At 72.7% G+C, this 17003-nt stretch carries 14 protein-coding genes; 10 read left to right on the forward strand and 4 right to left on the reverse strand.

Going from position 1 to position 17003, the window contains the following annotated elements:
* Positions 1–201: 201 nt before the first annotated feature.
* Positions 202–1044 carry a helix-turn-helix transcriptional regulator gene (locus OIU81_RS00690; protein WP_329154773.1) on the forward strand — a complete coding sequence of 281 codons (843 nt, stop codon included), beginning with the start codon at positions 202–204 and terminating at the stop codon, positions 1042–1044.
* A 1019-nt stretch (positions 1045–2063) separates the two neighbouring features.
* A complete protein-coding gene (locus tag OIU81_RS00695) occupies positions 2064–4943 on the forward strand; it encodes an ATP-binding protein (RefSeq protein WP_329141980.1) in 2880 nt (959 codons plus the stop codon).
* A gap of 101 nt (positions 4944–5044) precedes the next feature.
* Here the strand turns inward: OIU81_RS00695 and OIU81_RS00700 are convergent, their stop codons facing one another.
* Positions 5045–5764, reverse strand: coding sequence for a 4'-phosphopantetheinyl transferase family protein (locus OIU81_RS00700; protein ID WP_329141982.1), 720 nt, complete (start codon positions 5762–5764; stop codon positions 5045–5047).
* Positions 5765–6141: 377 nt separating this feature from the next.
* Here OIU81_RS00700 and OIU81_RS00705 point away from each other — a divergent pair, with 377 nt between their 5' ends.
* Complete coding sequence (locus OIU81_RS00705) at positions 6142–6354, forward strand: DUF5988 family protein (RefSeq protein WP_443074884.1); 213 nt, start codon at positions 6142–6144, stop codon at positions 6352–6354.
* Between the two features lie 116 nt (positions 6355–6470).
* Here the strand turns inward: OIU81_RS00705 and OIU81_RS00710 are convergent, their stop codons facing one another.
* Positions 6471–7175 (reverse strand): DUF6215 domain-containing protein, encoded by a 705-nt coding sequence (locus tag OIU81_RS00710; protein ID WP_329141988.1) that lies wholly within the window; start codon positions 7173–7175, stop codon positions 6471–6473.
* 398 nt (positions 7176–7573) lie between these two features.
* On the opposite strand from OIU81_RS00710, the gene OIU81_RS00715 reads away from it, so the two are divergent.
* The 4 genes from OIU81_RS00715 (at position 7574) to OIU81_RS00730 (ending at position 13150) form a co-directional block, all read left to right on the forward strand.
* Positions 7574–8227: a hypothetical protein gene (locus tag OIU81_RS00715; RefSeq protein ID WP_329141990.1), complete on the forward strand. Its 654-nt coding sequence runs from the start codon at positions 7574–7576 to the stop codon at positions 8225–8227.
* The gene (locus OIU81_RS00720) at positions 8224–9504 is read left to right on the forward strand and encodes a sensor histidine kinase (protein WP_329141992.1); all 1281 of its coding nucleotides are present in this window, start codon (positions 8224–8226) and stop codon (positions 9502–9504) included. The genes OIU81_RS00715 and OIU81_RS00720 overlap by 4 nt, the downstream gene beginning before the upstream one ends.
* A 221-nt stretch (positions 9505–9725) precedes the next feature.
* The gene (locus tag OIU81_RS00725) at positions 9726–11810 is read left to right on the forward strand and encodes a SpoIIE family protein phosphatase (RefSeq protein ID WP_329141994.1); all 2085 of its coding nucleotides are present in this window, start codon (positions 9726–9728) and stop codon (positions 11808–11810) included.
* A gap of 317 nt (positions 11811–12127) precedes the next feature.
* Positions 12128–13150 (forward strand): TolB family protein, encoded by a 1023-nt coding sequence (locus tag OIU81_RS00730; protein ID WP_329141996.1) that lies wholly within the window; start codon positions 12128–12130, stop codon positions 13148–13150.
* 85 nt (positions 13151–13235) lie between these two features.
* Here OIU81_RS00730 and OIU81_RS00735 read toward each other — a convergent pair whose 3' ends face one another.
* Positions 13236–13967 carry a class I SAM-dependent methyltransferase gene (locus OIU81_RS00735; protein WP_329141998.1) on the reverse strand — a complete coding sequence of 244 codons (732 nt, stop codon included), beginning with the start codon at positions 13965–13967 and terminating at the stop codon, positions 13236–13238.
* A gap of 175 nt (positions 13968–14142) precedes the next feature.
* Between OIU81_RS00735 and OIU81_RS00740 the strand changes: the two genes are divergently transcribed.
* Positions 14143–14955: an SDR family NAD(P)-dependent oxidoreductase gene (locus OIU81_RS00740; protein WP_329142001.1), complete on the forward strand. Its 813-nt coding sequence runs from the start codon at positions 14143–14145 to the stop codon at positions 14953–14955.
* 122 nt (positions 14956–15077) lie between these two features.
* Here OIU81_RS00740 and OIU81_RS00745 read toward each other — a convergent pair whose 3' ends face one another.
* The gene (locus OIU81_RS00745; RefSeq protein WP_329142003.1) at positions 15078–15710 is read right to left on the reverse strand and encodes a GNAT family N-acetyltransferase; all 633 of its coding nucleotides are present in this window, start codon (positions 15708–15710) and stop codon (positions 15078–15080) included.
* A gap of 187 nt (positions 15711–15897) precedes the next feature.
* On the opposite strand from OIU81_RS00745, the gene OIU81_RS00750 reads away from it, so the two are divergent.
* Positions 15898–16323 (forward strand): protein-tyrosine phosphatase family protein, encoded by a 426-nt coding sequence (locus OIU81_RS00750; RefSeq protein ID WP_329142005.1) that lies wholly within the window; start codon positions 15898–15900, stop codon positions 16321–16323.
* An 83-nt stretch (positions 16324–16406) separates the two neighbouring features.
* Positions 16407–16940, forward strand: a complete 534-nt coding sequence (locus OIU81_RS00755) for a putative immunity protein (RefSeq protein WP_329142007.1) — start codon at positions 16407–16409, stop codon at positions 16938–16940.
* Positions 16941–17003 lie beyond the last annotated feature (63 nt).

Consider the following 17003-nt stretch of genomic DNA (forward strand, 5'->3'; position numbering starts at 1 on the left):
ATTTGCCACATGTCGCGTTGACTCCAGGGTTGCGGCGTTCCTAGGCTCGGAACAGCGGAATACCAATGCAAAGAAAGGCACTTCGCTCCGTGGACCGAAGGAGCGAGGACGACCAATGCCTCATTCGACGGGCGGATTTCCCGGTGCGTCGACCGCAGAAAGACGGTAGCTCCCTTGACATCCCAGCACTACGCCGACCCGATGCCTCTGGCGGCGGCCCCTCATGCGCCGAACCCCCACACGCCGCGCGCGCCCGACCAACCCGCCGCGGCGGGGCGGCGCCAGCTCGAGCCCCAACAGGCCTGTATGGCAAGCCTTGACGCCACGCTGGCGATCATGGCCGCCGACGCGGAGTTCTTCCGGCTGTTCGGCCAGGACTCCACCGAGGCCTGCGGACGCAGCCTCTACTCCCTGCTGCACCCCAGCGCTCCCGCTCTGCTGAACCGGCACTTCGCCCGGCTGGCCGAGGGGCACCGCGCACGGTTCGTGGAACGGATGGTGGGAATCCGTGGCGAGGAGGTGCCGTTCTCGGGCGAACTGACCGGGATAGCGGTGCGCAGCGAATCGGAACAGGCACCGTCCTTCGTCGTGGTCGTGCGGCCCGACGACGATTCGGCCGCGCTCACCGGCCAGGATGAGGCGCCGGCCAGCCGCCGGCAGCTGCTCACCGAACTCGACGCGCAGATCCTCGAAGGCGTCGCGAGCGGCGCCTCCACGGTCCAGCTGGCGGCCCGGCTCTACCTCAGCAGGCAGGGCGTGGAGTACCACGTCGGTCTGATGCTGCGTCGGCTCAAGGCCCCCAACCGCGCCGCGCTGGTCGCCCGGGCGCACTCCATGGGGATGCTCACGATCGGCAGTTGGCCGCCCAGGGTCCTTCCCGAGTTCGTGAAGGACGCCGACAACCGGCGCAGCCGCAACCGCCGGGCGGACGCGTCCCGGCAGCGCACCGCGGCCGCCCGCTCCGAGGCCGCGGCGCCTCGCACACCGCCGGCCGTACCGGGCGCCCGGACCGCGCCGGGCATGACGAACTCCCGGGCCTCATAGGGCTTCAGCACGGCCGGCAGCACCATGGGGCGTCCCCGACGGGGCGCCCCTTCTCGGTGCACCCGGCGCCCCTCCGCGTGCACCGGGGCCACCACGCCTGCCCTGCCCGGCTCCTGACCCCCGGGTGTAGGGAATTCCTCAACTGCCCCCGGGGGAGGATGGATATGTCGCCGAAGCCGCTCTCGGGAGCCGGGCCCCCGCGCTCCGGGAGTCTTGCTGGGACGGCGACAAGGGCCGGCAAACGCCTCCGGCCTGGAGCACACCGGCTCCGTGCGGACAATCCCCCTCCGCACGGAGCCGGTGTTGCATTTCGGGCGGGTGCTCGCCAGGAATTCGCCCCATCTTCCTTGGCGCCGACATTAATTGACGTAGCGTCACTTTCGCTGTACGCCCCGGGTCGCCGCCAGCCCGCCCGCGCCTGCCGCCGGCCCCCACCGTGCCGCACACTCCGGAAACCGGACCGCACGCAGCGGCGTTGCGCCGCCGACGACGGCGATGCGGCCCGTACGGCACCGCCACCCTGGCCCCGGCGGACCGCTGCCGATGCCCCCGTCCGTCCCGCCACACGGTGCACGGGTCTCACTCCCGGCCGGATGCTCGGGCTAGAGTCAACTCCGCGGGAACGCGCTGTCGCCGGCATGCATCACCGGCGGCCCGGGCATATGCCCCTGAGCGGAGTTATCCCAGCTCAGGGATGGGCAGATGGCGTGCTCCAGCACGACGCGCACGGCCACGGGGAGGCCTCTTCACCCAAGCGTCGCCTCCCGGGCACCCCCGGCGGCCTCCCGTTCACCACATATAGGAGAAACTGGAGAAAGCTTCCCAGCGGGGAGAGGGCAAGGAAACAGTCATGGACAGGCAGCATTCCTGTGCGCACAGGCGCCGCCGCGTACCGCGCGGGGCTCCGGCGGGAGCCGACCGGCCGGCGGCCGGCGGGCGCCCGGATGCCGCGTTCCTGCCCGCGGAGGACTGCCCGGCACGACCGTGCCGGGTGCAGGTGCGGACAGAGGAGATTCCCGATGACCGACGGGATACCCACCGACGCGTTCGAGTGCCGGCGGGACACGCTGGCCCTCGTCAACCGCGAGGAGGAGATGTCCTCGCTCTCCGCTCTCGTGCAGGACGCCCGCGCCGGGTCAGGCGGTATCGCGCTCGTGGAGGGCGTCGTCGGCATCGGGAAGAGCCTGCTGCTGCACCGGCTCGTGGCCACGCTCCCCACCGAGGGTCTGCAGGTGCTGGAGGCCCGCTGTGACGCGCTGGAGCGCGACTTCCCCTTCGGCGTCGTACGCCAGCTCTTCGAGCCACTGCTGGCCACCCTCGACGAACCGCGGCTCACCCGGCTGCTGGCCGGCAGTGCCCGTACCGCCGCGCAGGCGCTGAGCGGGGAGACGCTGCCGGGCGACGTCATGCTCCCCACCGAGGACATGTCGTACGCCGTGCTGCACGGGCTGTACTGGTTCACCTGCAATGTGGCGGCGGAGGCGCCGCTCGTCATCGTGGTCGACGACGCGCACTGCGCCGATATGGCCTCGCTGCGCTTCCTGACCCACCTCGCCCGCCGGATCGAGGGCCTGCCCATCCTGCTGGTGCTGTCCCAGCGCACCGGCGACAAGGCGACGACGGACGCCGCGCTCCTCGGTGACATCGCCGCGCAGCCGCTGTGCCGGGTGCTGCGGCCCGGCCCGCTGACCTGCCAGGGGATCGGCCGGATGGTGAAGACCGTCTTCGGTCACGAGGCGGACGAGGAATTCCACGAGGCCTGCCTGGCGCTCACCGGCGGCAACCCGCTGCTCGTCCACTCCCTGCTGAGCGTGCTCCGGCTCGACGGCCGGCCGCCCACGGTCGATGCTCTCGGGTACATCGCCCAGGACGGCACGTTCGTCCACGAGGCGGTCCGGGCCATCCTGCAGAGCCAGCCCGAGTCCGCCTCGGCGGCGGCCCGCGCGCTGGCGGTGATGGGCGACGAGGCCCTGCCGGAGGTGTGCGCACGGCTGGCCGGGCTCGATGACGCGACCCACTCGGCCGCGATGTGGGCCCTGCGGTCCAACGGGCTGGTCTCGGAGGTCGACGACGGCCGGAGATGGTCCTTCAATCACGGACTGATCAGGGAAGTCATCGTGGCGGACCTGCCCCCCGAGCGGCTCGCCGAGGCACACCAGCGCGCCGCCCGTCTGCTGCTGGACGCGGGGGCGCGTGCCGAGCAGGTGGCCGGCCATCTGCTGATGACGACCCTGCCGGCCACCGAGGACTGGGCGGTGACCGTGCTGCGGGAGGCCGCCCGGGAGGCGTCGTTCCGCGGCGCCCCGGCGCTGGCGGTGGATCTGCTGCGGCACTGCCTTCCTGCGGACGGGCAGCCGCCCGAGGACACCGCGGTCCTGGTGGAGCTGGGACTGGCCGAGGCGGGCGTGGACCCGCAGGCGAGCGTCCGGCATCTGCAGGCGGCGCTGGAGCACGTCCATGAACCGTCGCTGCGCTTCCGGCTGCTCAGCTCACTGGCCAGCGGCCTGATCCGCAGCGGGCAGTCGCTCCAGGCGGTGCGGCTGCTCGCCGAGCAGGCGCCGACGGTCCGCGACGCCGATCTGCAGCGCCTGCTGGAGGGTCAGCGGCTGATGGCGTCGGCGGAGGACCTGAGCAGCTTCGCGGTGACCCTGCGGGAGTATCCGTTCGACATCAGCCGGCCCGGCACCACCCCCGGCGAGCGGGCCCTGATCGCCGCGGGGGCCGGACTCTGCTCGGTGCGCGCGGACCGGGCGCAGGAGTCGGCCGCCGCGGCCCGCCGCGTGCTGGAGAGCAGCGTGCCCGGTGTCGACTCGCCGTTCTTCCTGACCACGGCGGCGACGGCGCTGCTGTACGCGGGTCTGCCGGACGAGGCGGATGCCGCCTATGGGCGGATCATCGACGACACCCGGGCGAGCCAGCGGCTGCTGCTGTACGGCCTGTGCCAGGCGCTGCGGGCCGAGGCACGCTACCGGCTGGGGGCGCTGTCGGAGTCGCTGGCGGCCACCCGCTCGGCGCTGAACGTGGTACCGCCCCGCCACTGGGGCCGCACGCTGGCGCTGCCGGTCGCGACCCAGATCCATGCGTTGATCGACACCGGTGATCTCGCGGGCGCCGACGCCGCGGCCGCGCAGGCCTTCCCGTCGACGAGCCTGGACACCTGGCAGTGGAACGAGTTCCTGTGCGCGCGGGGGCGCCTGCGGCTCGCTCACCAGGATCCGAAGGCGGCGCTGGCGGATCTCCTGGAGGCCGGCAGACGGCAGCACCAGTGGACCCGGACGAGTCCGGCGGTGTCGTCCTGGTGGTCCTGGGCCGGCCGTGCCCATCTCGCCCTGGGGGCGCTCGCACCGGCCCGGGAGCTCGCGGAGGACGCGGTGGAAAGCGCCCGGAAGGGGAATCTGACCGATGCGCTGGGTGCCGGTCTGCGGCTCCTCGCGACGACGGAGAGCGGCCCCCGGAAGCTAGGCATGCTGGAGGAGGCGCTGTCCGCCCTCGCCGGTTCCCCGGCACGCCTCGAACTGGCCCACACTCTGGTCGATTACGGCGCCGCGCTGCATGCGTGCGGTCACACGGAAGCGGCCCGGGAGACGCTGCGCCAGGGACTCGATCTGGCCTACACGCTCGGCGCCGCCCGGCTGCGCGCCCGGGCCAACGACGCGCTGCTGGCCACCGGTGCCCGTCCGCGCCGGGTCACTTCGAGCGGAGTGGAGTCGCTGACGCCGAGCGAGGCGCAGGTGGCGCGGATGGCTGCGGTGGGGGAGACCAACCGCGAGATCGCCGAGGAGCTGTTCGTGACCCAGCGCACCGTCGAGCAGCATCTGACCTCGGTGTACCGCAAGCTCGCGGTGTCCGGGCGGCGTGGCCTGGGTTCGTTCTTCGACCCGGAGCGGACAGCGACCTGACGTCGCGGCCGTAGGGCGTCCTCGCACCGTCCCGCGGGGCATGGTGTCTTGTGCCGTGCCCGGCCGGCTGCGGTCCACGCCGGAGGTGGCGCGGCGGCCGGTCACCGCGCGGACCCCGCCGCGGCCCCGGACCCCGGCGCGGGACTCGTCCGCTCTCCCTGGACGGCGAGGACGGCGACCGCGGTCAGGACCAGGCCCGCCCGCACGGCCCAGCGCCCCCGGAAGCCGGTCAGCAGGTCCTCTCCGAGCGGCCATCCGGGCACCAGCAGCCGCGCGGTGAAGGTCCCGTCGTCCGGGTCGAAGGAGAGGAAGGCGTCCTCGAATCCCAGCGGGCGCCCGGTCATCGGGTACCAGGCCTTGTACACGGACTCCTTGGCGCTGAACAGCATCCGGTCCCAGGGCAACGGCGGTGCCCCGTCAGGGTTGTGGGGAAGTCCGGCGCGTTCCCCGGGCAGCGCCACGGCCTCAAGGACGCCGTCCGGCAGCGGCTGGGCCGGCTCGGCGTCGATGCCCAGGGCGAGCACCTCCGTGGACCGTGCGACGACCGCGGCGGCATAGCCCTCGCAGTGGGTGAGGGCCCCGACGAGCCCGGCGGGCCAGCCCGGTTCCCCGCGCGGGCCCGGCAGGACCGGTACGGGCGGCACACCGAGCCCGGCCATCGCCCGGCGGGCGCACCAGCGGCCCGCGGAGAACTCGCGTACGCGCTTGTCGACCGCGCGGGAGACGTGCGGCTCCTCCTCGGGCAGGAGCGCCGCGGCCGGCGGTTCGTCGCCGAAGAGCTCGGCCGCGGAGACCGTCTCCGGCAGCAGCTCATCGATCATCGCGTCTCCTGTCCTTGCGGCGGTGGGTGCGCGCCTCGCGGGGCATCGGCGCGGAGCAGTACCTCACGGCGCCGCACGGCCGAGATTAGAGCGGGTGCCCGGACGGAACCACCGCAGTGGGCGGCCGCGCCTCAAGTCCCGGGGAAATGCCCAGTCTTTCCGGATCGGACGGGGATGTTCGACCGCGCCGGCGCGGGCACCGCGGACGGCCCCGGGCTCGGGTGGATCCCGGCGAGGGCGGTGCGTTCCCGGCGGCGGCCGCTTTAGGGGTTTCCCGAACATGGGCCCTGCTCCAATGGCGGAGAGCACATCCTCACCCCGAAAGCCGATCAGTTACGCAGTCGAACGGGCTCGAAGAAGGGCAGTTGACCATGCTGATGAACGAAATGAACGCAGTGCTGCGTGGGGGCCCCACCACCTACGTGGCAGAGGAGGAGCGGGTCCGCTATGTGCCGGACATGGCGTCGCCGCTCAAGCTGCTCTGCGGCAACCGTTATGAGCATTTCGAGCCGACGGCGGAGCGGGTCCGGCAGGACGGTCATACGCTCCAGGTGTTCGTCTGGACGGGCTGCACCTACGTGGCCGAGTAGCGCCGATCGACCGGGGTCGCGTCGTCGGACTCGGCCTGGGTCGTGCCGTCGGCCGGAGTCGTGCCGGGTGCCCGCAGGACGTACGGGCACCCGGCCGCCGTCCGTATCAGCGGCCGTCACCCGCCGGCGGTCCACCCCGGGATCGTCGGCAGCACCTTCTCCGCGACGCCGAGCAGCGTCGCGTCGTCCGGTATCCCGCCGTCCGCGCGCCACAGGGCCACCTCGAAGGAGCCGCCGCTGTCCCGTGCGTCCCGGGCCACGATGACGGTGCGGGCCGGGACGCCGGGGCCGCTTTTCGTGTCGCTCCCGTCGAGGCGGAAGCTGATGCCGATGGTGCGGTCCGAGTACAGGACCGCCGGGCGGCCCAGAACCTTCCGCTGCCGCACGCCGTCCCCCATAAGCAGGGCGGACCCGGCCACCGGACGACGGTCGTAGGTGGCCGACAGCGTGACGGTGTATGTCCCGAACTCGACGCGGGCCGAGGGAGTTTCGATCTCCTTGCCGTCGGCGAACTTCACGGAGCCGCCGCTGCCGCCGGCGGTCTTCGCCCTCTCCCCCGGTGTGCCCAGCAGTTCAGCGAGGTCGCGGCGGTTCAGCGCCGTGCACAGCTGCGCCCCGGAGACGTGCCGAGACGCCTTCCCGGACTCCCCCTGCGTCTTCCCGGGCTCCCCGCCCGAGCAGGTGGCGGGCGACGGGTCGCTGTCCGGGGACGATGTCTCCCCGAACGCCCACAGACCGACTGCGAGCCCCGCCACCACTGCCCCGGCCGCGACGGCCTGCCCCCACGCGCCCTTCGCAGGCGCGCCGATTTCGTCTGCCATGTCCCCCGCTTGCAGTGATCCCCCGATATGTGCTCGGGGACTGTAACCCCTGATCATCGAGCCGACAAGGAAAAGTTTCCGCAACACCGCCCGCTGCGCGGGAATTTCACTCCGGGGAACACCGCGCGGTGCGCCGGACCGAGCCGGTGGAGTGCCGAACCCCAGCCTCACCTGGGAGGATTTCGAGGCGCGTTCGCCCGGTCACGGAATTTTGCCGGGGAAGCGTGCCTTTTGCCGCTGCATATCCTTTCGTTACACTTCCGCGGGATTGCCGCAACAGCGAGCAGCCGCCCACGTGTCCTTTGACATTCCCGCTTCCCCGACTGGAAATTGCCGTGTCCCTTCCCCGCTCCCGGCCGGCTCCCGGTCGTATACGGGTCCTGCCGCCGGTGCTCGGCATGGCGATCGGGGTCCTGCTGCTGAGCGGATGCACGGGGACCGGGGAGCCCAAGAGCGCGGGGCACACCGCGGGCGCGTCGGCGCCGGCACGGCTGTGGCCCGAGCGCTCGCCCGCACCGCAGCCCTCCGCCGACGAGGTCGGTTCCCACGAGCGGCCCGCGCGGCTGCGCGGGGTGCCCCGCGTCCCGTCCGGCGACATCCGCAAGGTGCCGCTGCTCACCATCGTCAAGGCACAGGTCGAGGCGGGCTCCGAGCTCAAGGGCACACCGGAGTTCGACCAGGCCACCACCCAGAAGATCGACCACTGTGCCACCGACCGGAAGCACTGCCCCGTACGAGCCCCTCAGTACCGGGATCTGAACGACGACGGCAAGGACGAACTGGTCGTCGGCATCGAAGGCTCGGACCACAACCTGGCCCTGTGGGTCTTCATGCTCAAGGACGGAGCGGTGACCCGGATCATGGACGCCGGCGCCACACCGCTGGCGGTGGAGGTGACCGGCGGGGATGTGATCATCCGGGAGCCGACGGGCACGCCCGGCTACGACATGCGCACGGTCTACTCCTGGGACAAGCGCACCCAGTCCATGATCCTTCGGGTCATGGAGTTCGACGAGGTCTACCGGACCACGCCCCGCAAGAGCACCTCATGAGCGCCGGCCGGTCCGCGCCCCGGCGCCTCTTCGGGTGGACGGCGACGCTGCGGTGGAAGGCCGCCTTCTTCACCGTCGTCATGTGCTGTTTCCTCGCCACGGTGCTCGGTGTGCTGGTCCATGTCCTGGTCGGCCGGCAGACCGAGGACCAGGCGCGCGAAGCGGCCTTGGTCGAGCTGGACTCGGCGGTCGAGGCGTACGTCGACGGCGAACCCCTCGGCCACGATGCGAGGGTGGACCCCTCGGATCTGCCGCCGGCGCTGCGCGACCTGGCGCGGCGGGGCGAGCGCGGCACCCAGCTCGGCCGGCACGCCGGCCATCCGGTCATGTGGGCGGTCGCCCCGGCCGACGGCACGGCGCTGGCCGTCCGGCAGGACTACACCCAGCGGGCCGTGGTCCTTCAGGGGCTGGACCGCGCCATCATCGGCTCCGCGGCCGTCGCGATCTTCCTGACGCTGCTCGTCGGTCTGTACGCCGCTTCGGGGGTCACCCGGCGTCTGCACCGCACCGCGCAGGTGGCGCGCCGGATCAGCGACGGGGATCTGGACGCCCGGGTGGACGACCCCCGCGGCCTGCGCCCCGGATACGCGAGGGACGAGCCCGCCGCCGTGGCCGCCGCGCTCGACGCGATGGCCGCGAGTCTGCAGACCAAGCTGCACAGCGAGCAGCGCTTCACCGCCGATGTGGCCCATGAGCTGCGCACTCCGCTCACCGGTCTGCACGCGGCCGCCGAACTGCTGCCGCCCGGCCGGCCCACCGACATGGTGCAGGAACGGGTCCGGGCCATGCGCCGGCTGACCGAGGACCTGCTGGAGATCTCCCGGCTCGATGCCGAGGCGGAGCGCGCCGACCTCGATGTGCATCCGCTGGGGCCGCTGGCCGAGCGCGCCGTGCGGGCCACGGGGCTGGCGGCCGAGGTACGGGTGGTGCGCGACGCCCGGGTGGAGACCGATCAGCGCAGGCTGGAGCGTGTGCTGGGGAACCTCGTCGGCAATGCCCACAAGCACGGGCGTCCGCCGGTGACGGTGACCGTGGACGGTCCGGTGATCACCGTACGGGACCACGGCGACGGCTACCCCGAGGAGCTGCTGGCCCACGGCCCCCAGCGGTTCCGGAGCCGGCCGGGCAGCGGGAAGCAGGCCGGGCACGGTCTGGGGCTGACGATCGCCCTGGGGCAGGCCCGGGTGCTGGGCACCACGCTGCGGTTTTCGAACGCGCCCGACGGCGGGGCCGTCGCCGAGCTCACCCTCGCCCCGGACGAGCCGTCCGGGCCCTGACAGGGGACCTCGCCCGGACCGGGAGGGGACGCGCTGCGAGCCGGAGGGCCCCGTCGCCCCCGGGCCCGGGGGCGACGGGGCATCCAGGCGCCGCCCCGTGAAGCTGCGGGAGCCACCGGTGTCGAGAGAGGATGAAGAGACCCCTGGTCTTCAGGGGGGTCGGGTGAGTGAACCAGAGGGACCGGCCGCCGTTTCGGCGGGCGGTATCAGGAGCGGCTGGTATGGACACCGAGGGGTTCCAGGCCGATCTCGGCCCGTCCGAAGCCCGCGCCTCGGCCGGGCCGTCGCCGACCCGCGGCCTGCTGGACGTACTGGCCGTCGCGGCGGTCGTGCTCGACGCGACCGGGCGGATCGTGCTCTGGAGCCCGCAGGCCGAGCAGCTTCTCGGCTACCCCGCCCAGGAGGCGCTCGGACAGTACGCGGCCCGGCTGCTGGTGGCCGAAGAGGACTTCGACCGCGTACTGGAGCTCTTCGCCCGGGTGATGGAGAGCGGGGAGACCTGGGCCGGGATCTTCCCCGTCCGGCACAAGGACGGCAGTACCCGGCTGCTGGAGTTCCGCAACATGCGGCTCACCGACGACAGCGGGGACGTCTACGCCCTCGGGCTCGCCACCGACCAGGCGATCCTGCGCCAGGTGGAACGGGATGTGGCGCTCTCCACCCGACTCGTCTCGCAATCCCCGATCGGCCTGGCCGTGCTGGACACCGACCTGCGCTATGTGGCCGTCAATCCGGCGCTCGAGCGCATCAACGGCATGCCCGCACAGGCGCACCTCGGCCGGCGGGTCCGCCAGGCGCTGCCCTTTCTCGGCGCCAAGGCGGTCGAGGCGGCGATGCGCGAGGTACTGGCCACCGGTGTCCCGCAGGTCGACCGGTCGGTCGTCGGCCGGACCCCCGCCGACCCCGACCATGATCATGCCTGGTCGGTGTCGTACTACCGGCTGGAGGCTCCGGGCGGCACCGTCCTGGGGGTGGCCGCCTCGGTGATCGACGTCACCGACCGGCACCGGGCGGCCACCGAGGCGTACCACGCCCGTCAGCGGCTGGCGCTGATCGCGGATGCCTCCGTGCGCATCGGCACCACTCTCGATCTGGAGCAGACCGCCCGGGAGCTGGCCGATACCGTCGTTCCCGACCTCGCGGACGTGGCCGCCGTCGACATCCTCGACACCACCCTGCACCACTCCCCCGGCCCCGGGGGCTCCTCGGGCGGGCAGTCGGTGTTCCGTGCCCTGGCGGTGGCGGCGGCCTACGACACGGAAGCGGTCGGCGCCGCCGATCCCGTCGGCGAACCCGCCCGGTACGAGGCGGACCGGCTGGTCACCCGGTGCGTCACCACCGGCACCCCGGTCCTCGTGTCGCATGTCGGTGCGGAGGATCTGCCGCGGATCGCCCGGGACGGGGAGTCCGCGGCCCGTCTGGCCCGGGCCGGGCTGCACTCCTACATGGCGGTGCCGCTGATCGCGCGCGGCACCGTGCTCGGCGCCCTCGACCTCAAGCGCCTGCGCAACCCGCTGCCGTTCGACGACGACGACCTGGTCCTGGCCGGCGAGTTGGCCAACCGGGCCGCCGTGTCCATCGACAACGCCCGCTGGTACCAGCGCGAACGCACCACCGCCCTTACCCTGCAGCGCACCCTGCTGCCGCAGCGTCCGGCGCCCCAGCCGGGGCTGGAGATCGCCTCCCGCTACCAGCCCGCCGGAGCGGCCAGCGAGGTCGGCGGCGACTGGTTCGACGTCATCCCGCTGACCGGCGACAGGACCGCGCTGGTCGTCGGGGACGTGATGGGCAGCGGGATCAACGCGGCGGCCACCATGGGCCAACTGCGCAACACCACGCGCGCGCTGGCCGATCTCGGCCTGGATCCCGCGCAGGTCCTCCAGCACGTCGACCGCAGCAGCACCGGCCTGGAACAGGCCATCGCCACCTGCGTCTACGCCGTCCACGACCCGCACCGCGGCGAGTGCCGCATCGCGACCGCCGGCCACCTGCCCCCCGTTCTCCTCCGGCCCGGCCGCGCTCCCGCGCTCCTGGACCTGCCCACCGGTGCCCCGCTCGGCGTGGGTGACGTCACCTTCCACGCGACCACCATCGACCTGACCCCCGGCGACCAACTCGTCCTCTACACCGACGGCCTGGTCGAAACCCGGGACCAGGACATCGACACCCGGCTCCAGGTCCTGGTCGGCCTGCTGGACACCCCCCGGATGAGCCTGGAGGAGACCTGCGACCACCTCCTGCGCACCCTGCGGCACCCCGACGACTACGACGATGTCGCCCTGCTCATCGCCCGCGCCGTCGGGTAGCGGGCATCCCGCCCCTGGTGGCGCCCGATTGCGCGGGGCAAGCGTTCGCCCGGTCTTCACCCGCCGGACCCGGCCGGGAACCTCCGCGGCCTCTACGGTTACGGCGCCCCATTGCCCCGGTACCGGTGTGGCCCCTGGCCCGCCGGGGCATCACTGAGCTTGCCGGTTCGGCCGCGCTGGTGAACTCCGTCTGGTGTCAAGGTGGTTGACCAGCAGGTGGGCACCAGCAGCTGGAGCGCCCGCTCGCCTTTGAACCCTTGAACACACCGAACCGACCGAACCGACCGAACCGACCGAACCGACGATGAGGTGTCCGCATGAACCGCACCACCCGCGTGGTCATCCTGCTGGCCGCCGTCGTACTGCTCGGGACCGTGGGCACCGTGGCGGTGCTGCGCGCCGCCGACCGGTCCGGCTCGCGCGAGCGGGACCAGGCAGGTGGCCCGCCGGTGCGGACGGGTACCGTCGCGCTGCAGTCGTCCGCCGGCCGTCAGCTGCTGGTGCGCAACCTGGCCTGGGGCCCGCACCGTGACGAAATCGCCGCCGTGCCCGCCGGCCGGCCCTCGGCACCGCGCACCGTTTCCGGCGTCAAGTGCCTGCGCTTCCACGCGGCCGCGGGCACCGCGATCTGCCTGCAGGCCGAGCACGGCGCACTGCGGGACACCTACCGGGCCGTCGTCCTCGACTCCCGGCTGCACGAGCGCCGCCACTTCCCGGCCGCCGGCATCCCCACCCGCGCCCGGGTCTCGCCGTCCGGCCATCTCGTCGCATGGACCGTCTTCGTCAGCGGCGACTCCTACGCGGGCACGAACTTCTCCACCCGCACCGCCCTCGTCGACACCCGCACCTGGGCGATCGACGACAACCTGGAGTCCTTCGCCGTCACCAAGGACGGCCGGCCATACCACGCCTCCGACGTCAATGTCTGGGGAGTGACCTTCGCCGACGACCACCGCTTCTACGCCACCCTGGCGACCGGCGGCCGGACCTATCTCGTCCGGGGCGATGTCACCGCCCGCACCCTGACCACCCTGCACCGCAACGTCGAATGCCCTTCCCTCTCCCCCGACGGCACCCGCCTCGCCTACAAGAAGCGGGTGGCCCACGCCTCCCCCGACGCCCCCTGGCGGCTGTACGTCCTCGACCTGCGCAGCATGGCCGAAACCGCCACCACCGAGCATCGCAACATCGACGACCAGGCCCTGTGGTCCGACCACTCCACCCTCGTCTACGCCCTCCCCGGCGACTACGGCTCCGATCTGTGGACCGTCCCCGCCGACGGCAAGGGCACCCCGCACCGCCTGATGACCTCCGCGCTGGCCCCGGCCTATCCGGGGTGAGGAGCCGGTTGCGGCGCTGCCGCCCGTACGGGCCCGGAGACCAGTCCGCCACCGACAACCGGCCGCCCGCCGAGGACCGTTCCGGTCACTTCCGGCGGGCGATCGTGATGATCTCCCGGCTCGTTCCCGTGACCGGGCCGCGGTCCCAGTCGCCGTAGCGGCCCTCGAGGGCGAAGCCCGCCTCGGCGAGGAACACGTCGAGCGCCGCCACCTCGAGGAAGCGCAGGGTCGTGCGGTCGACGCGGAGCACGCTGCCGTCGGGCTCCGCCGTCGTGCCGGTGAAGGTGACCAGGTCACCGGTGACGGACTCGACGCGGTGCCAGACCCGCAGGGCGCGTCCGGCCGGGCCGGTGAGGTCGCGGGCGTCCGACGGGTTCCAGTCCTGCCAGGCACGTGCCTGCGGGCGCCGGGTCTCGAAGACGAAACGGCCGCCCGGGCGCAGCGCCGCACCGATCGCGGCGAGCGAGGCGCGCAGTTCCTCGTCGGTGACCAGACACTGGAAGGCGTGCCCGGTCATCGTCGCGAGCTCGAACGTGGCCTCCGGCGCGGCGTCCGCCGCGGTGCCCTCGGCCCATTCGATGTCGGTACGACGCCGGGCCCTGGCCAGCGCGGCCCGGTCCGGGTCGAGGCCGACGAGACGGCCGGTGTGGCCGTGCTCGCGCGCCCAGTGCAGCATGGCGCCGGTCCCGCAGCCGACGTCCAGCACCGATTCGGCGGCCCTGACCAGCTCGTCGTAGAAGCGGTCACTGGACCGGCTCCCGGGTTCCCACGGATTCAGCAGGTCATACAGCGCGGCGGCATCGGCGTCCGAGTACATCACGACAGTGTCCACCGGCCGTCGACAGCGCCCCACTGCATTCCACGACAGGCCACTTGAGGGCCGTTCGGACCGCCCCGCCACCTCGCCACCGGCCACAACGGTGACTGGTGGTCGCCACACCAGGATCAGCACGCACTCCCGTTCACGTACCGGGCCCGCCATGATCGCGGGCATGAGCACACACACCACCTTGATCACCGGCGCGACCCAGGGGCTGGGCCGCGGTATCGCGCTCGACCTGGCCCCCCGTGGCGGCACCCTGCTGCTGCACGGCCGCGACCGCACGCGTCTGGATGCCGTCGCGGATCAGGTACGGACGATCGCACCGGGCACCACCGTCCGGACCTACCTCGCCGACCTGGCCGACCTGGACCAGGTCCATGCGATGGCCGACCGGATCCGCGCGACCGAACCCCGGCTCGACGCGCTGGTCAACAACGCGGTCGCGGGCGGGGGCACCGAGCCGCTGCGACGGGAGCTGAGCCGGCAGGGGCACGAGCTGCGGTTCGCCGTGAACCACCTCGCCCCCTACGCCCTCCTCCGCGATCTGCTGCCGCTGCTCATCGCCTCGGCCCCCGCCCGGGTGGTCAATGTCGCGTCGATCGGCCAGGAGGCCATCGACTTCGACAACGTCATGCTGGAGCGCGACTACGAGGGACTGCGCGCCTACTGCCGCAGCAAGCTCGCGATGATCATGACGACCTTCGAGCTGGCCGCCGAACTCGACGGCACCGGCGTCACCGTGAACACCCTGCACCCGGCCCATCTGATGGACACCGAGGGCGTGCGCGCCTATGGCCTGACGCCCGCGGTGGGCATCGAAGAGGGGGTACGGCCGACCGTACGGCTGCTTCTCGACCCCGCCCTCGCCTCCACCACGGGCCGCTACTTCGACCGTTTCACCGAGACCCGGGCGCACGACCAGGCATACGACGCCCGCGCCCGGGAACGCCTGATGACCTTGACGCACGCCCTGCTCCGCTGAGACCGAGCGCCGTGCGTCCGTCCCGGCAGGGCGCTTCCCCGCACCGCGTCGTCGCAGGTCACCCGGTGGGGCGTCGCACGATTGCGTCACCTTCCGCCGGTCACCGCGGGCTCGTGCCCACGTCAGGGCCGGTAGATGCATGCCGCCAGCCGCGCGTGCCGCTTCCAGCCCAGCGTCTCGTACAGCGCGCGTCCGTCGTCGGTCGCCCCCAGGACACCGAGCGACGCGCCCTCGGCCACGGCGTGGTCGGCGAGCGCCCGCATCACGAAGTCGCCCAGGCCGCGGCGGCGATGGGCGTCCTCGGTCCGGACGCAGTCGACGACCGCGGCCGGCCCGAGGAGGGCCATCCGGCCGTCGGCGGCACACTCGCCCGCCGCATCGAGCACCCGGACGTGGCGGACGCCCTCACGGGTCTCCGTGGTCACAGTGTAGCCCTCGGGCACCGTCGGCTCCGTGGCACACAGGTCGGTTGCCATCAGATGGCCCGCCTCGTCCCGGTCCACCACCCAGTCCCGCGACAGCCAGTCCCCCACCTTCTCCGGCTCCATGGGCACCTTGAGCCAGGTGTGCGGCACGGTCACCGACGCGGCGGCCGCCCGCACCGCGGACTCCTCGGCGTCGGGCAGCACATGACGCCCCACCTGACCGGGCTTGCCGACGTCGATATAGAGCCCCCAGGGCAGCTCGACCGGCCGCGGCCGGCGCCGCGACACCACCCAGCCGGACACCCACACCCTGACAAGTTCCGGAACCATCAAGCCCTCCCCGGTAATAGCTGCTTGGCGTGTGCACATGTTACACAGCGGCAACGGTCCCGGCATCAGGTTTTGTTTCCACTCCGAATAAACTCCGTCCCTCCGCGCCGAGTTGGGCCACTCCGGCGAAGAGCACGGGTCGCGACGGGGTGTCCTCGCGCGCCCGCCTCGGCACTACAGTGAACCGGTGACCGACTCCTGGACAGCCACCGACACGGGAGTGCTGACGCTTCCCTCCGGACGCCTTATCCGGGGGCGCGCCTTGCGCCGACCGCTGCCCGACGGCCCCCCACCGCACTTCACGGTCCGCCTGCTTGGCACGCAGCCTCCCCCGCTCTCCTGGGAATCCCGGTGGCTGCGCTGGCCTGACTTCCGGCTGCCCGTCAACCGTGCGGAGGCACTGCAGACGCTCCGCGAGGTGTGGGCCCGTGCCGTGGCCGAGCGCGTGGAGGTCGCCTGCGCCGGCGGCCGCGGCCGCACCGGCACCGCCCTAGCCTGCCTCGCCGTCCTGGACGGCGTACCGCCAGCCCAGGCCGTGGCATTCGTGCGGCGGAACTATGACGCCCACGCCGTCGAAACCCCCTGGCAAAAGCGCTACGTCCGCCGTTTTTGACCTCGCGGACCGCGGGCGCGACAGTCCGAACGACCAGGTTCGACCATCCCCGGCACAGGGACGACCTGCGGCAAGATGGGCCCGTGCCCACTGAACCGGACGAGATCGAGCTGACGGAACACGAACTTCGCGACATCGCGGGCTACGCGGCCGACGGTGCGCGCAGGGTGCTGGCGCTCTTCGAAGAGATGCATCCTGCTGACCCGCGTCCCCGCGCCGCCATCGAGGCAGCGGACGCCTTCGCCGCCGGCGGCCGCCGCACGGGCGCCCTGCGGCAGAGCGCGTGGGCGGCGTACCGAGCGGCGCAGCAAGCCGCTTCCCCCGCTGTGGTCGACGCGGCCCGAGCGGCGAGCCATGCGGCCGCCGCCGCGTACCTTCATCCCAAGGCAAGCGCCCATCAGGTGAAACACATACTCGGTGCGGCAGCACATGCGGCACGAGCCGAAGAACTGGCATGCGCAGCGGACCCGCGCGTCACCGCGGGGACCCTCGACTGGGCGCGTGAGCACGCCCCCACAGCGGTCACCGCGGTACTCGGCCGACTGCCGGCCGCACCTCCCGGAGGCGGGCGGGTGGGAGAGATCCTTCGCGATCTCGACGCCGCTCTCCGCGCCTGAGGACCCCGAGCACCACGCCGCCCTGCCGCACCACCTCCCGTGGCGCAGCAGGGCGTTGCGCGT

This window comes from Streptomyces sp. NBC_01454, from assembly GCF_036227565.1.
Taxonomy (GTDB): Bacteria; Actinomycetota; Actinomycetes; order Streptomycetales; family Streptomycetaceae; genus Streptomyces.

What these genes read in the sequence shown, in the direction of transcription:
- OIU81_RS00690 (WP_329154773.1), top strand. Translation starts at nt 202, where the DNA reads ATGCCTCTGGCGGCGGCCCCTCATGCGCCGAACCCCCACACGCCGCGC.
- OIU81_RS00695 (WP_329141980.1), top strand. Translation starts at nt 2,064, where the DNA reads ATGACCGACGGGATACCCACCGACGCGTTCGAGTGCCGGCGGGACACG.
- OIU81_RS00700 (WP_329141982.1), bottom strand. Translation starts at nt 5,764, where the DNA reads ATGATCGATGAGCTGCTGCCGGAGACGGTCTCCGCGGCCGAGCTCTTC.
- OIU81_RS00705 (WP_443074884.1), top strand. Translation starts at nt 6,142, where the DNA reads ATGAACGAAATGAACGCAGTGCTGCGTGGGGGCCCCACCACCTACGTG.
- OIU81_RS00710 (WP_329141988.1), bottom strand. Translation starts at nt 7,175, where the DNA reads ATGGCAGACGAAATCGGCGCGCCTGCGAAGGGCGCGTGGGGGCAGGCC.
- OIU81_RS00715 (WP_329141990.1), top strand. Translation starts at nt 7,574, where the DNA reads ATGGCGATCGGGGTCCTGCTGCTGAGCGGATGCACGGGGACCGGGGAG.
- OIU81_RS00720 (WP_329141992.1), top strand. Translation starts at nt 8,224, where the DNA reads ATGAGCGCCGGCCGGTCCGCGCCCCGGCGCCTCTTCGGGTGGACGGCG.
- OIU81_RS00725 (WP_329141994.1), top strand. Translation starts at nt 9,726, where the DNA reads ATGGACACCGAGGGGTTCCAGGCCGATCTCGGCCCGTCCGAAGCCCGC.
- OIU81_RS00730 (WP_329141996.1), top strand. Translation starts at nt 12,128, where the DNA reads ATGAACCGCACCACCCGCGTGGTCATCCTGCTGGCCGCCGTCGTACTG.
- OIU81_RS00735 (WP_329141998.1), bottom strand. Translation starts at nt 13,967, where the DNA reads ATGTACTCGGACGCCGATGCCGCCGCGCTGTATGACCTGCTGAATCCG.
- OIU81_RS00740 (WP_329142001.1), top strand. Translation starts at nt 14,143, where the DNA reads ATGAGCACACACACCACCTTGATCACCGGCGCGACCCAGGGGCTGGGC.
- OIU81_RS00745 (WP_329142003.1), bottom strand. Translation starts at nt 15,710, where the DNA reads ATGGTTCCGGAACTTGTCAGGGTGTGGGTGTCCGGCTGGGTGGTGTCG.